The organism is Streptomyces sp. NPDC006512 (genome assembly GCF_040611935.1).
In the GTDB taxonomy this organism is placed as follows: domain Bacteria; phylum Actinomycetota; class Actinomycetes; order Streptomycetales; family Streptomycetaceae; genus Streptomyces.
The window spans coordinates 23,467-39,348 of sequence record NZ_JBEXPG010000047.1; the positions used below are offsets into that span (position 1 = coordinate 23,467).

The window sequence follows — 15,882 nt, forward strand, 5'->3', positions numbered from 1 at the left end:
CCCGGGCACCGCGCGCCGTGAACGGCCCGCCCCCGAGCGGGGCGTACGGGCGTACGGGGGTACCGGTCCCGGCCCGGAACACGCGGAAGCCGCCCGCGGTGAGGGGTTCCTCATCGCGGGCGGCTTCGTGGCGCCGGCGGGTCAGGCCTGCTGGGCGACCAGGCTCGCGGGGCGCAGGTCGGTCCAGTTGGTCTCGACGTACGTCAGGCACGCGTCCCGGGTGTCCTCGCCGAACACGGTCCGCCAGCCCGCCGGCACCTGGGCGAAGGACGGCCACACCGAGTGCTGGTTCTCGTCGTTGACGAGGACCAGGAAGCGGCCCTGCGGGTCCTCGAACGGGTTGGTGGTCATGCGTTCTCACTCCTCATGGACATAACGGTGAACAGCTCCGAGAGCGGCTGTCCGGGTTCGGCGACCACATGGCGCAGCAGCCGGTGAAGTTCTTCGGCGAGCTGGCGGGCCTTGGCCCGGCCGAGCAGGTCGGTGGCGTGGATCAGTTCGCAGTGCACCGGTCCGTCGCCGCGCGGCTCGTAGAAGCTGAGCGTCAGCTCCGCCTTCGCCGAGCCCGTCGGCACGGCGTGGAAGGAGCCCACGCCGCCCTCCAGCTGCCCGAGGTCCGCCTGCTCGTGGTGGATCACCATGACCTGCGGGCCCTCGGCGGGCAGCGCGGTGGCACGGACGACCGCGTCGAACGGGACGTCCTGCCGGTCCAGGGCGCTGAGCGTGGTCTCCCGCACCCGGCCCAGCAGTTCGGCGAAGGTGGGGTCCCCCGCCGTGTCGGTGCGCAGCACCACGGTGTTGAAGAAGCAGCCGACGAGGTCGGCGAGCTGCTCTTCGCCCCGGCCGGCGACCATCGTACCGATCGGCAGGTCGGTGCCCGCACCGTGGGCGGTGAGCAGGGCCGACAGGGCCGAGTGCAGCACCATGAACATGCTGGTGCCGGTGGACTGGGCGAGGGTGTCCACGTCGGCGTGGAGCTGCTCGTCCAGGACGAAGGAGACGTAGTCGCCGCCCGGTCCGCGGACGTCCGGGGCCTGCGGGCGCGGCCGGTCCGCGGGCAGCGCGAGCTGCCCGGGGATGCCGTCCAGGTTCTGCCGCCACCAGGCGAGCTGGCGGCCGCCGGGGCTGGTGGGTTCGGCGAGGTCGCCGAGCACCTCCTCGGCCCAGGCCGCGTAGTCGGAGTAGCTGACGGGCAGCGGCTCCCAGGCCGGGGTCCGGCCCTGCTCGCGCGCCTCGTAGGCGGCGGTGAGGTCGCGGAACAGCGGGACCACGGACCATTCGTCGACGGCGAGGTAGTGCGCGGTGATCAGCAGGGCCTGTTCGCCCGAGGCGGCGGTGAGCAGCCGGGCCCGCAGCGGTGCCTCGCGGGTCAGGTCGGGGTGCTGCGCGGCGAGTTCGGCGAGGCGGGTGTCGAGGTCGGCGCAGTGCTCCGCCTCCAGCACCGGGTGCCCGGCGGGTTCGCGGCGCACGGCGCCGTCCTGCTCGGTGAAGCGGGTGCGCAGCGGCTCGTGGCGGGTGACCACGTCGTCGAGGGCGGCGGCCAGGGCGGCCGGGTCCAGGACGCCGGGAGAGCGGAGCACCAGGCCGTGGTCGAAACCGTCCCAGCGCCGGTACGCGTTCCACTGCCAGCGCTGTACGGGCGCCGGGGCGGCCGCTTCGCCGGCGGGGCGGGTGCCGGCCGGGCGCAGGGCCGGGCGGGCGGCGGCCGCGCCGTCGAGCTTGGCGGCGAGGCCGGCGACGGTCAGGGCGTCGAAGACGTCACGGATGCTGAGCTCGACGCCGAACTCGGCGCGGATGCGGCCGAGCAGGCGCATGGAGGCCATGGAGTGGCCGCCCAGGGCGAAGAAGTTGTCGTGGACGCCGACTTCCTCCAGCTGGAGGATCTCGCCGAACAGTCCGGCCAGCCTCGCCTGGGTGGCGCCCACCGGGCGGGCCCCGCCGGTCATGCCGGACCAGTCGGGCGCGGGCAGCGCCTTGTGGTCGAGCTTGCCGTTGGGGGTCAGCGGCAGCGGCCCGTCGAGGGCGACGACGAGCGCGGGCACCATGTACTCGGGCAGCCGGCCGGCGACGTGCGCCCGTACGTCCAGCGGGTCGAGGGCCCCGTTCTCGGGGACGACGTAGCCGACGAGGCGGACGATGTCTCCGGCCCGGTCGGGGACGACGGTGGCCTGGCTGACGGCCGGGTGTCCGGCGAGCGCGGCCTCGATCTCGCCGAGTTCGATGCGGAAGCCGCGGATCTTGACCTGGGTGTCGACGCGGCCGAGGAAGTCGAGGTTCCCGTCGCGGCGCCAGCGGGCGCGGTCGCCGGTGCGGTACATGCGGCTGCCGGGGGCGCCGAACGGGTCGGCGACGAACCGCTCGGCGGTCAGCCCGAACCGGCCGAGGTAGCCGCGGGCGAGGCCGCGTCCGGACACGTACAGCTCGCCGACCACGCCGGGCGGGACGGGCTGGAGCCGGTCGTCCAGGACGTAGGCGAGAGTGTTGGGGTCCGGGATGCCGATCGGCACGCGGGCTCCGGGCCTCAGGTGGGCGTCGCGGGACTCCCACAGGGTGGAGTTGACGGTGGCTTCGGTGAGGCCGTAGGCGCAGATCAGGTTCGCGGTGGCGCCGAACCGCTCGAAGAGGTCCGGCGGCACGGTCTCGGTGCCGACCAGGACGGTCGATCCTTCGGGGAGTGCGCAGCCGGCGGGCAGGGCGGACACCAGCGACGGCGGCAGGATCATGTGGCTGATGCGGTGCTCGGCGAGGAAGTCGGTGAGCGCCGGTCCGGCGACCCGTGCCTCGTCGGTGATGAGCACGAGCCGTCCGCCGTGGCACAGCGCCATGGCGAGTTCGAAGACGAACACGTCGAAGCCGATGGAGGCGAACTGCAGGACGCTGCTGTCGGCTTCGAGGCCCATCCGGTCGACCGCGGTGGCGACCAGGCTGGCGATGCCCTCGTGGGGGACGACGACGCCCTTGGGGCGGCCGGTGGAGCCGGAGGTGTAGATGACGTACGCGGCCTGGTCGAGGGCCACCCGCGGGGCGGGGACGGCGGTCTCGGGCTGCAGTTCCAGTGCGGCGGCGGTGCCGGGCTCGTCGAGCAGCAGGACCGGGACGTCCGTGGCGGGGATCTTCCCGGCCACGGGCTCGGTGCCGACGACCAGGGTCGTCCGGGAGTCCTCGATCATGTAGCCGAGCCGGTCCGCGGGGTGGACCAGGTCGAGCGGCAGGAAGGCGGCGCCCAGCTTCAGGGCCGCCAGCACGGTGGCGATCATGTCGGCCGAGCGGGGCACGGCCACGCCGACGACGCTCTCGGTGCCGACGCCCTGGGCCGCCAGCAGGTGGGCGATCCGGTTGGACCGGGCGTCCAGCGCGGCGTAGTCGAGGCGGGTGCCGCGGTCGACGACGGCGACCGCGTCCGGCCGCTCGGCGACGTGCCGGGCGAACAGCTCGGGCAGGGACAGCTCGTCGACCTCGCGGGGGCCGCCGTTGAAGCCTTCCAGGACGAGGCTCCGCTCGTCGCCCACGAGGAGCGGGGCGGCGGACACGGGAAGGTCGGGGGCGGCGGCGAGGGCGCCGGTGAGGACGGCCAGCCGTTCGCCGATCCGCTCGGCGGTCTCCTGGTCGAAGAGCTCGGTGGCGAACTCCAGACGGCAGACGAGGGAACCCGTCTCGCCGTCGGCGGCGGTCTGCTCGGTGAAGCTGAACACCAGGTCGAACTTGGCGGAGCGGATCCGGAAGGGCACGTACTCCACGCCCAGGCCGGCCAGGTCCAGTTCGCCCTCGGTGCGGGCGTGGTAGCCGACCATCACCTGGAACAGCGGGTTGCGGGCCAGCGAGCGGGTCGGGTTGAGCTTCTCCACGACGGATTCGAAGGGCACGTCGGCGTGCGAGAACGCGGCCAGGTCGGTGTCGCGGACCCGGGCGAGCAGCTCGGTGAAGGTCGGGTCGCCGCCGAGGTCGGTGCGCAGGACCAGGGTGTTGACGAAGAACCCGACGAGGTCGTCGAGGGCTTCGTCGCCGCGGCCGGCGATGGGCGAGCCGAGCGGGATGTCGGTACCGGCGCCGAGCCGGTGCAGCAGGGTCGCGACGGCCGCGTGGACCACCATGAACATGCTGACGCCGTTGTCCTTGGCCAGCCGCTTCAGGCCCTGGTAGGCCGGGCCGTCGAACTCGACGTCGAGTTCGGCGCCGGTGAAGGCGGGGCGGGCCGGGCGCGGCCGGTCGGTGGGCAGGTCCAGTTCCTCGGGGGCGCCGTCCAGGGTGCGGTGCCAGTGGTCGAGCTGGCGGGCGGCCAGGCTCTGCGCGTCGGCCGGGTCGCCGAGCAGCTTCTGCTGCCACAGCGCGTAGTCGGCGTACTGGACGGGCAGCGGCTCCCAGGCGGGTGCGGCGCCGGAGCGGCGGGCGGCGTAGGCGGCGGCCAGGTCGCCGAGGAAGGGCCGGTCCGACCACTCGTCGGTGGTGATGTGGTGCAGGAGGATCACGACGACGTGTTCGCCGGGCGCCACCTCGATGACCGTGGCGCGCAGCGGCAGCTCGGTCGCGAGGTCGAAGGGCCGGTTGATGGCCGCGTCGACCAGGGCGCGGGCCTCGTCCTCGGTGGCGCGCAGGTGCTCGACGGGCGGCTGGGCCTGGCCGGCGGGCAGGACGCTCTGGTAGGCCCGGCCGTCGCGCTCGGCGAACAGGGTGCGCAGGGCCTCGTGGCGGTCGGTGACGTCGGCGAGGGCGGCCCGCCAGGCGTCGAGGTCGAGGTCTCCGCGCAGCCGCATGACCAGCGGGAAGTTGTACGCGGCGGAGGTCTCCTCCATCTGCTGGATGACCCACAGGCGCTGCTGGGCGTGGGACAGCGGCAGCTCGTCGGGGCGTTCGCCGGCCACCAGGGCGGGGCGTGCGTCGCCCTGCGAGCCGGCCGCGCGCTCCACGAGTTCGGCGACGGTCGGGGCCTCGAAGAGGTCCCGGATGGCCAGCTCCGCGGAGAGCGCGGTACGGGCCCGGGCGACCAGGCGGGTGGCGAGCAGCGAGTGCCCGCCGAGCTCGAAGAAGTTGCTGTCGATGCCGACGCTGCCCTCGGCGAGGCCGAGGACCTCCGCGAACAGCGCGCAGAGGGTCTCCTCCTGCGGGGTCCGCGCGGAGCGGCCGGTGCCGGCGCCCGCGAACTCGGGGGCGGGCAGGGCCTTGGTGTCGAGCTTGCCGTTGACGGTCAGCGGCAGGGTGTCCACGGCCACCAGGGCGGCCGGGACCATGTAGTCGGGCAGGGAGGCCTTGAGGTGCTCCCGCAGGCTCTGGACGAGGGCCTCGCCGCGTTCGGCGCCCTCCTCGGGGACCACGTAGCCGACCAGGCGCTTGCCCGCCGCCTGCTCGTTCACGACGACGGCGGCGTGGGCCACCTCGGGGTGCGCGGACAGGGCGGTGGAGATCTCGCCGAGCTCGATGCGGTAGCCGCGGATCTTGACCTGGTCGTCGGTGCGGCCGAGGAAGTCGATCAGGCCGTCGGGGCGCTGCCGTACGAGGTCGCCCGTACGGTACATGCGCTCGCCGGGCGCGCCGAACGGGTCGGCGACGAACCGCTCGGCGGTGAGGCCGGGCCGGTCGTGGTAGCCGCGGGCCAGGCCGGTGCCGGCGATGTACAGCTCGCCGGGGCAGCCGGGCGGGACGGGGCGCAGCATGGCGTCGAGGACGTAGCCGCGGGTGTTGCGGATGGGCCGGCCGACGGTGGGGGTCGGGCTGTCCGCGGTGGACCCGCCGAGGGTGTTGATCGTGTACTCGGTGGGGCCGTACAGGTTGTAGCCGTAGGTGTTCTCGGTGTCGGCGAGGCGGGTCCACACGGTGTCGGAGACGGCCTCGCCGCCGAGCAGGACCAGCGCGGGCCGGTGCTTGCCGGTGCTCTCGTCCTGGTCGAGGAGGCCTTCCTCGATCAGCAGCTGGGCGTAGGTGGGAGTGACGTTGACGACGTCGATGCGGTTGCCGTCGCAGTAGGCGACCAGGGCCTCGGCGTCGCGGCGCAGTTCCTCGTCACAGACGTGGACCTCGTGGCCCTCGACGAGCCAGAGCAGCTCCTCCCACGACATGTCGAAGGCGAAGGAGACGGTGTGCGCGATGCGCAGGCGGCGTCCGCCGGCCGAGGCGATCGCCGGGTCGAACACCTCGACCTGGTGGTTGAGCTGCATGTTCGTCAGACCCCGGTAGGGGGTGACGACGCCCTTGGGCTTGCCGGTGGAGCCGGAGGTGTAGATGACGTAGGCCGGGTGCTCCAGGCGGCCCTCGACCGAGTGCGCGAACGCGGGGCGTTCGGCGTCGGTGACCTCGTCGCCCGGGAGGGCGCTCAGTTCGGCGGTGACGGCCGGGTCGTCCAGGGCGACCTCGGGGGCGAGCGGGCCGGACTCGCCGCGCAGGGTCGGCGCGACGGCGAGGGTGGTGAGCAGGCACAGCGGGCCGGTGTCCTCGACCATCAGGCGGAGCCGGTCGGCCGGGTGGTCCAGGTCGAGCGGCAGGTAGGCGGCGCCGGTGCGCAGGACCGCGAACAGGGCGACGACCATCTCGATGGAGCGGGGCAGTGCCAGGGCGACGGTCCGCTCCGGGCCGGCTCCGCGGGCCAGCAGCAGCCGGGCCGTGCGGTTGATCCGGGCGTCGAGTTCGGCGTAGGTGAGGGCGGTGTCGCCGAAGACGAGGGCGACGGCGTCCGGGGTGCGGGCCACCTGGGTGGCGAGCATGTCGGCGACGGTCTCGTTCGGGACGGGCTCGTTGCTGGCCGCCCAGGCGCCGGTGAGGGCGGCGTGCTCGTCGGGGAGCAGCAGGTCCAGGGTGCCGACGGGGGCGGCGAGGTCGCCGAGGAGACGCTCGACCAGGGTCCGGTAGCGGTTGAGGGTGGCGGCGGCCTGCTCGTCGTCGATCAGGTCGGGGCGGTACTCCAGCTTGACCTGGACCCGCTCGGCCGGGTTGACGATGAGGGTCATCGGGTAGTGGGTGGCGTCGACGCTGCCCACCCCGGTGATGCCGTGCCGGTCGGTGAGTTCGCGGAAGGCGCCCTCGTCGGCGAAGTTCTGGAGCACGTACAGGGTGTCGAAGAGGACGGGGTGGCCGCCGGCCCGCTGGAGTTCGGCCAGGCCCAGGTACTCGTGGTCCATGAGCGCCATGCGCTCGGACTGCACCCGGCGCAGCAGCTGTGCGACGGTCTCCTCGGGGCGCAGGGAGATCCGCAGCGGGACGGTGTTGAGGAACATGCCGATGGTGGTGTCGGCGCCGGGCACTTCGGCCGGGCGGCCGGCGACGGTGGCGCCGAACACCACGTCGTCGCTGCCCACGGCGGCGGACAGCACCAGGGCCCAGGCCGCGGAGAGGACCGCGTTGATGGTGAGGCCGTGTTCGCGGGCGGAGCCGCGCAGCCGGTCGCTGAGGTCGGCGCCGAGGTCGAGGGCGTGGCGGCGCGGGATGGTCGGGTCGCCGCCGCGGCCGCGGGCCACCAGGGTCGGCTCGTCGAGTCCGGCGAGCGCGGTGCGCCAGGTGGCGCGGGCGGCGTCGAAGTCCTGCTCCGCGAGCCAGGTCAGGTAGTCGCGGTAGCTGCCGGGGGTGCGCAGGCCGGTGTCGTCGCCGGCGGCCGCGTAGAGGGCGAGCAGTTCGTCGAGGAACAGGGACTGGGACCAGCCGTCCCAGGCCACCAGGTGGTGGCTGAGCATCAGCCGGTCGGCGTTCTCCGTGAGCCGGATCAGCTGGAGGCGGAACAGCGGGGGCGCGGCCAGGTCGAAGCGGCGCAGGCGGTCGGCGTCGGCGATCTCGGTGAGGCGGGCCTGGCGCTGCTCCTCGGTGAGGTGGGTCAGGTCGGTCTCGGTGAGCGGTACGGGGACCTCGGCGGCCGGGCCGACGAACTGCACCGGGGCGGGCAGCCCGTCGGAGGTGATGCCGGCGCACAGGCTGGGGTGGCGGGCGAGCAGGGTGGCGCAGGCGGCGCGCAGCCGGTCCAGGTCCAGGCGGTGGCCGAAGTCGAAGCAGTCCTGGGCGGTGTAGACGTCCAGGCCGTCGGTGTCGTAGCTGGCGTGGAAGTGGATGCCCTCCTGGAGGGGGGAGAGCGGCCAGATGTCGGCGACGGGGACCGGGCTGACCTGCGCGACCCGGTCGATCTCGGTCTGGGTGAGCTGGACGAGCGGCAGGTCGGAGGGGGTCAGGGTGCCGGTGGCGGGGCCGGAGCCGGCGGCCTGGGCGATGAGTTCGCGCAGGGCTTCGGCCCAGGCCAGGCCGAGGGCCCGGACGTCGTCCTCGCCGAGGGCGCGGCCGGCCGGCCAGGTCCAGGTGGCGCGCAGTTCGGGGCCGTGCGGGGTTTCGGCGCAGACCGCGTTGATCTGGAGCGGGTACGGCATGGCCAGGCCCGCGTCCGGTTCCACGGACAGGGCGTCGGACTCGGCGGCGGGGGCCCAGTCGACGGCCTGGTCGGCGGGGAGCCGGCCGAAGTAGTTGAACAGGACCTGGGCGGTGGCCAGCTGGGCGAACACGGGGGCGAGCTGCGGGTTGAGGTAGCGCAGCATGCCGTATCCGGCGCCGGAGTCGGGGGCCGAGCGGACCGACTCCTTGACGGCCTTGAGGGTGTCCAGGGCGCCGTCGGCGGCGGGCAGGCGCACCGGGTGGAGTCCGGTGAACCAGCCGACGGTGCGGGACAGGTCCAGGCCGGTGCCGTCGCGGCCGTGGCGTTCCAGGTCGACGAGGAGGTCCCCGGAGGCGACGGCGCCGCGGTCGGCGTGCCAGCGGGAGACCGCCAGGCGCAGGGCGGCGAGGAGCACCTCGGTGACGTCGGCGCCCGCGGTGGCGGGGACGGCCGTCAGCAGGGCGCGGGTCTCCTCGGTGGAGAGGGTGACGGTGTGGTCCTGCGCGGAGCCGGCGGTGCCGCTGCGGTCGGCGCCCGGGACCAGCTCGGCGCCGGGAGCCAGGGTCTTGGCCCAGTACGGGAGTTCGGCCTGACGCTGCGGGGAGGTGGCCTGTTCGGCGATCTCCCGGGCGAAGCGGCGCAGCGAGGAGGGTACGGGTTCCAGCTCGGGCCGCTGTCCCCGGGCGGCGGCCTCCCAGGCGGCGGCGAGGTCGCCGAGCAGGACGCGCCAGGACACGCCGTCGACCACCAGGTGGTGGACGACGAGCAGCAGGCGGCCGGGCACGCCGGGGCCGGCGTCGAACCAGACGGCCTGGACCATCGCGCCGGTGTCGGGGTCGAGGCGGCCGGCGGCCGCGTCGGACTCGGTGGTGATCAGGGCGCGCAGGGCGCCCTCGTCGAGGCCGGCGGCGTCGACGCGGTGCAGCAGGCCGGCGGCGTCCACGCTGCCGGCGGGGGTGGTGACGGCGGACCACAGGGCCGGGATGGCCGGGCCGAGGTCCATCCGGGTGAGGCGGGTGCGCAGGCCGTCGTGGTGGTCGAGTACGGCCTGGAGGACGCGGGCCAGGGTGTCGGCGTCGGCGGCCGCGGGCGACTGGAGCAGCATCGACAGGTTGAACCGGCCGATGGGCCCGCCGTCTTCGCGGAGCTGGTGGACGATCGGCAGCAGGGTGATGTCGCCGACGCCGTCGGTGTCGGCGGCCGGGGCGGCCGCGGTGTCGGCGGCGCCGGTGGCGGCCGCGAGGGCGGCCGGGGTGCGGTGCTCGAAGACCTCGCGGGGGCTGACCGACAGGCCGGCCTTGCGGGCCCGGCTGGCGACCGACATGGACAGGATGCTGTCGCCGCCGAGCATGAAGAAGTCCTCGTCGGCGTCGACCGCGTCGAGGCCGAGGACCTCGGCGAAGATCGTGCAGAGCTGCTGCTCGCGTCCTTCGCGGGAGGTGCGGCCGGCGGCCTTGCGGCGGACCGTGGGGGCCGGCAGGGCCTTCAGGTCGGTCTTCCCGCCCGGGGTGAGCGGCAGCGCGTCGAGGGCGACGAAGTGGCTGGGCACCATCGGCGCGGGCAGCTTCGCGGTCAGTGCGGCGCGCACGGCCTCGGTGTCGAGGGCGTCGGCACGGCCGCCCTGCTCCGGGACCAGGTAGGCCACCAGCTGCTTGACTCCGCGCTCGTCGTCGCGGGCGACGACCACCGCGTCCCCGACGGCCGGCTCGTCCCGCAGGCGGGCTTCGATTTCCCCGAGTTCCACTCGGTTTCCCCTGATCTTGACCTGGTGGTCGGTGCGCCCGAGGTAGGTGAGCACGCCGTCCGCGCTGAACTGGACCATGTCTCCGGTGCGGTACATGCGCGCACCCGGAGTGCCGAACGGATCGGCGACGAATCGCTCCGCGGTGAGCGCGGTGCGTCCGTGGTAGCCGCGGGCGAGTTGGGCGCCCGCGAGGTAGAGCTCGCCCGGTTCGCCCGGGGCGACCGGGCGCAGGTACCGGTCGAGGACGTGCAGCCGGGTGTTCCAGACGGGCCGGCCGATGGGCACGGTGGCCGCGTCGGCGGACTCGGTGCCGGCCTGCCAGCTGGTGACCTGGATGACGGCCTCGGTGGGCCCGTACACGTTGTGCAGGGGCACGCCGGTGCGTTCCCGCCAGCGCCGCGCGAGCGGGACGGGCAGGGCCTCGCCGCCGCTGAAGGCGCGGCGCAGGCTCGCCCACCAGGGGGCTCCGTCGGCTTCTTCGGCGAGGAGGGCGGTGTAGAGCGAGGGCACCAGGTCGACGTTGGTGACCCGTTCGGCGCGGATCAGCTCGGCGAGGTAGGCCGGGTCGCGGTGGCCGTCGGGCTTGGCGATGACGACGGTGCCGCCGGTGATCAGCGGTACGAAGATCTCCTGGACGGAGGGGTCGAAGCTGGTCGAGTACTGGTGCAGCACCCGCTCGCCGGGCCCGAAGCCGAACTCGGCGGCGGTCCAGGCCAGCTGGCCGACGACGGCCTGGTGCGGGACCACCACGCCCTTGGGCAGGCCGGTGGATCCGGACGTGTAGATGACGTACGCGGCGCCGTCCGGGTCGACGGGGGCGAGTGCGGCCGGGGCGGTCCCGGCGGCGTCGGCGCCGTCGATCAGGACCGGGGTGACGCCGTCGAGGGCGGGCAGCTTCGCCAGGGACCGCTCGGTGGCGACGACGGTGCGGGCACCGGAGTCGGACAGCATGTGGCGGACCCGGTCGGCGGGGTAGTCCACGTCGACGGGCAGGTAGGCGGCGCCGGCCTTCATGACGGCCAGGAGGGCGGTCAGGGAGGCGGCGGATCGGGGCACGGCGACGGCCACGACCGATTCGGCGGCCACCCCGAGGGCGGCCAGCCGCAGCGCCAGCGCCCCGGCGCGGGCGTCGAGTTCGGCGTAGGAGGTGTGGCCGTCCTCGTCGATCAGGGCGACGGCGTCGGGGGTGCGGCGCGCCTGTTCCTCGAACGCGCCGTGCACGGTGCCGGCGGGCAGCTGCCGGTCGGCTCCGGCGAGGGCGGCGAGGGTGGCCCGCCGCTCGTCTTCGGACTGTGCGGCGAGCCGGCCGACGGGGAGCTCCGGGTCGGCGGTGACCTGCTCCAGCAGGGCGCGCAGGCGGCCGGCGAAGCGGGCGGCGGCGCGGGCGTCCAGGCGGGCGGGGTCGTGGTCGAGCTGGAGCCGGAGCGTTTCTCCGGGCAGCACGGTGAGGGCGAGCGGGTAGTGCACCGAGTCGTGGATCTCGGATCCGAGGATCCGGATCAGGCCCTGCGGGTCGGACACCTCGCCGGCCTCGGGCAGGTTCTCCACCACGACGAGCGCGTCGAACAGGTCGCCGCGGCCGACGGCCCGCTGGATCTCGGAGAGTCCGAGGTGCTGGTGGTCGAGGAGTTCGGCCTGGCCGTCCTGGAAGGCGGCCAGGACCTCGGCGAGGGGCTGCTCGGGGCGCCAGCTCAGGCGGGCGGGCACGGTGTTGATGAGCAGCCCGACGAGGGACTCGATGTTCTCCACGGGGGCCTGGCGGCCGGAGACGGTGGTGCCGAGGACCAGGTCCTGGGCGCCGACGACGTCACCGAGGACGAGGCCGAACGCGCCCTGCACGACGGCGGCGAGGGTGAGTCCGAGGCGGCGGGTCCGGGCGGTGAGCGCCTCGGTCGCCGCGGCGCTCAGCTCCAGGGTGATCCGGCCGGTTCCGGTTCCGGCGCTCTCGCCGGCCCGGAACGGGAGTCCGTCGGTCGCGTCGAGTCCGGCGAGGGCCTCCCGCCAGGCGGCGCGGGCCAGCTCGCGGTCGCGGCCGGCCAGCCAGCCGGTGTAGGCGCGGTAGGCGGGGTCGGGTGCGGTCGCCGCGGCGGGGGCGCCGGGGCGGTAGCCGTCGAGGAGTTCCCGCATGACCAGGGAGACGGACCAGCCGTCGACGATGATGTGGTGCATCGTCAGGATCAGCCGGGAGCGCCGCGCGTCGAGCCGGACGAGGGCGGCGCGCATCAGCGGCGGGGCGCCGAGGTCGAAGCCGCGGCCGCGTTCGGCGGCGGCGATCTCCTCGACGGCGGCGGCCTGCCGCGCCGCGTCCCGGCCGGTCAGGTCGGTGAACTGCCAGGGCACGGCCACGTCGGCGCCGATGACCTGGACGACGGGGCCGTCGGGGTGCTGGCGGAAGGCGGCGCGCAGCAGCGGGTGGCGGTCCAGGAGGCGCTGGACGGCGGCCTTGAGTGCTTCGGGGTCGACGTCGCCGCCGAGTTCGACGGTGTCCTGGACGGCGTACCCGTCGGCGCCGCCCCGGTCCATGGCCGCGTGGAAGAAGAATCCTTCCTGGAGCGGGGTGGCCGGGACCACGTCGAGGAGTTCGCCGAGCCCGTCGGCGAACTCGGCGCGGTCCCCGGGGGTGAGCGGGACCAGGGAGAACGGCTCGGGCAGCGCGGCGGTGGCCTGCGGTGCCGCGGGGGCGTCCCCGGCGGCGCGGGCGAGGGCGGCGACGGTGCGGAGGCGGAACACCTCGCGGGGGCTGATCGCGAGACCGGCGGCGCGGGCGCGGGTGACGAGCTGGATCGCGACGATGCTGTCGCCGCCGAGCTCGAAGAAGCTGTCGTGGACGCCGACCGAGGGCAGTCCGAGGACGTCGGCGACGAGGGCGGCGAGGGCGGCCTCGGCCTCGGTGGTGGGGGCCGCGTCGCCGGTCATGGCGGTCCACTGCGGGTCGGGCAGGGCGCGGGCGTCGAGCTTGCCGTTGGGCGTCAGGGGCAGCGGGCCGTCCATCCGGACGACGGCCGAGGGCACCATGTAGTCGGGCAGGCCCTGCGCGGCCTCGGCGCGGGCGGCGGTGACGGCCGCCTCGGCGGCGGCGGCGTCCAGGGAGGCGTCGGCGACGAGGTAGGCGACGAGCCGCTTGGCGGCGCGCTGGTCCTCGCGGACGAGGACGGCCGCCTGGGCGATGCCGGAGCAGGCCATGAAGGCGCTCTCGATCTCGCCGGGCTCGATGCGGTGGCCGCGGATCTTGATCTGGCCGTCGGCGCGGCCGAGGAAGTCGAGGTTGCCCTCGATGGTCCAGCGGACGCGGTCGCCGGTGCGGTACATGCGGGTGCCGGGCTCACCGAACGGGTCGGCGACGAACCGCTCGGAGGTCAGGCCGAAGCGGCCGAGGTACCCGCGGGCCAGGCCGCGGCCGGCGACGTACAGCTCGCCCTCGACTCCGACGGGGACGGGCCGCAGCGCGGAGTCCAGCACGTAGGCGCGGGTGTTGGGGTCGGGCTCGCCGATCGGGACGGGCCCCTGCCAGTCCGGGCGGGCCGACCACAGGGTGGAGTTGACGCTCGCCTCGGTCAGGCCGTAGGCGACGACGATCTGGAGGCGGTGGGACCACCGGGCGATGAGTTCGCTCGGCACGGCCTCGGTGCCGACGACGAGGACCGCGCCCTCGGGGAGTTCGCAGTCCTGCGGCAGCGCCGACACCAGGGAGGGCGGCAGGATCATGTGGGTCGCCCGGTGCGCGGCTATGTAGTCGGTGAGGGCGGGTCCGGCGACGCGGCGTTCGGTGGGGACGACGATGATCCGGCCGCCGACGCACAGGGACATGATCAGGTCCCAGACGGTCACGTCGAAGCCGACGGACGCGAACTGGACGACCCGGCTGTCGGCGGTGATGCCGATGCGCTCGGTGGCGGTGGCGATGAGGCTGCCGACGCCGTCGTGGGGCACCACGACGCCCTTGGGGCGGCCGGTGGAGCCGGAGGTGTAAATGACGTACGCGGCCCGGTCGAGCGGGATGTCCAGGCCGAGGGGGGCCGGGTCCTGGGCGGCGAGGGCGGCGGCGGTCCCGGCGTCGTCGAGCCGGACGAGGGTCAGGTCCGGGAGCTCCGGCAGGCCCTCGGCCTGTTCGCGCGCGGTGACGACCGTACGGGCGCCCGCGTCGTCGAGCATGTAGGCGAGGCGGTCCTGCGGGTGGTCGGAGTCGAGCGGCAGGTAGGCGGCACCCGCCTTCATCACGGCGAGGAGGGCGGTGACGAGCTCGGGCGAGCGGGGCAGGGCCACGCCGACGACGTCCTCGGCGCCGACGCCGCGGGCGGCGAGCAGGCGGGCGAGCCGGTTGGCGTCGGCGTCGAGCTGCGCGTAGGTCAGCTCGGTGTCCTCGCAGACCAGGGCGACGGCCTGCGGGCTGCGTCGGACCTGCGCCTCGAAGGCGGCCGGCCAGGACAGTTCGGGGGACTCGCTCGGGGAGACCCCGAAGTCCACCAGCAGCAGGGCGCGTTCCGAGGCGGTGGTGAGTTCGAGGTGGCCGATGGGCCGGGCGGGGTCACCGGCGAAGCCTTCCAGGAGGGTGCCGAAGCGCTCCTGGTGGGCGACGAGGCCGTCTTCCGTGCACTGGTCGGCGTCGGCGTCGAAGAGGATGCGGACGGCGCCGCGGACGGACTCGCCGACGGTGACGGCGAGGTCGCTGACCGCGCCGAGCCACTGGGGGCGCAGGTCGGAGTAGTGGTCGCGGAAGCGCAGCCAGTCGGTGCCGGGCAGGATGTTGACGGTGGGGCCGACGAGTTCGGGCACGCCCTCGACGAGGCCGAGCTCCTTGGCGAGGTCCTCGGAGCGGTAGCGGCCGTGGGCGACGGCCTCGGCGATGCGCTCGTCGGTCTGGGTCAGCAGCTCGCCGACGGTCATGCCGGGGCGTACGGACAGCCGCAGCGGCACGATGTTGGAGACCATGCCGGGGACTCCCAGGAGGGAGCGGTCCTGCCGGCTGGTGACGGGCAGGCCGAGGACGAGGTCCTGTTCGCCGGTGGTGCGGTGCAGGTAGGCGGCCACGGCGGCGACCAGCAGGCGCGACACCCGTACGCCGGAAACCTGGGCGGCGGCCTTCAGGCGGTCGGTGTCGGCCACGGTGAGTTCGGTCGTGCGCCGGAAGCGGTGCGTGATGATCTTCTGGCCCGGCTCGACGAGGCGGACCGGCTGCGGCCGGTCCGCGAAGCGCTCCAGCCAGTACGCGCGGTCCGCGTCGTACGCCTCGGAGGCGCGGTAGGCCTGCTCGGAGGCGGCGAGGCGGGTCACGTCCCATGCGACGGGGGCGACGGGGCGGGCGCCGGTGTAGATCTCGCCCGCGCGGCGGGAGAGCAGGCCGATGCTCAGGCCGTCGATGACGAGGTGGTGGTAGCACTGGTGCCACAGCACGCGGTCGTCGGCGAGGCGGAGCAGGCTGTGGGAGAACAGGGGGCCGTCCGCGAGGGCCAGGGGGCGGGCGCGGCGGGCGCCCATCCACTCCCAGGCGGCGTCCTCGGGGTCGGCTTCGGCGCGCAGGTCGACGACGGTGATGTCGGCGGGGTGGCGGCGGGGAAGCTGGCGGGGGCTGCCGTCCTCGGCCGTCTCGAAGACGACGTGGAGGCAGTCCGCTTCCTCGACCACCTGCCGCACGGCGGCGGTCAGGTGGTCGAGGTCGACGTCACCGCGCAGTTCCAGGGTGAACGAGACGTTGAAGGCCGAGCTGTCCGGCTCGATCTGCTGAGCAAGCCAAATTCCGGACTGCCCACCGGTGACGGGTGTCCCGGTGGCAGGAATCCGGTCCGACTCGGCGTCAAACATCGTT

Annotated in this window: 2 protein-coding genes; both read right to left on the minus strand. The window is 74.6% G+C overall.

Going from position 1 to position 15,882, the window contains the following annotated elements; all coding sequences use genetic code 11:
* Positions 1–141 precede the first annotated feature (141 nt).
* Entirely contained in the window at positions 142–351 is a 210-nt protein-coding gene (locus tag ABZZ17_RS28235; RefSeq protein ID WP_356879904.1) for an MbtH family protein, read from the minus strand.
* A complete protein-coding gene (locus ABZZ17_RS28240; protein WP_356879906.1) occupies positions 348–15,878 on the minus strand; it encodes an amino acid adenylation domain-containing protein in 15,531 nt (5,176 codons plus the stop codon). The genes ABZZ17_RS28235 and ABZZ17_RS28240 overlap by 4 nt, the downstream gene beginning before the upstream one ends.
* Positions 15,879–15,882 lie beyond the last annotated feature (4 nt).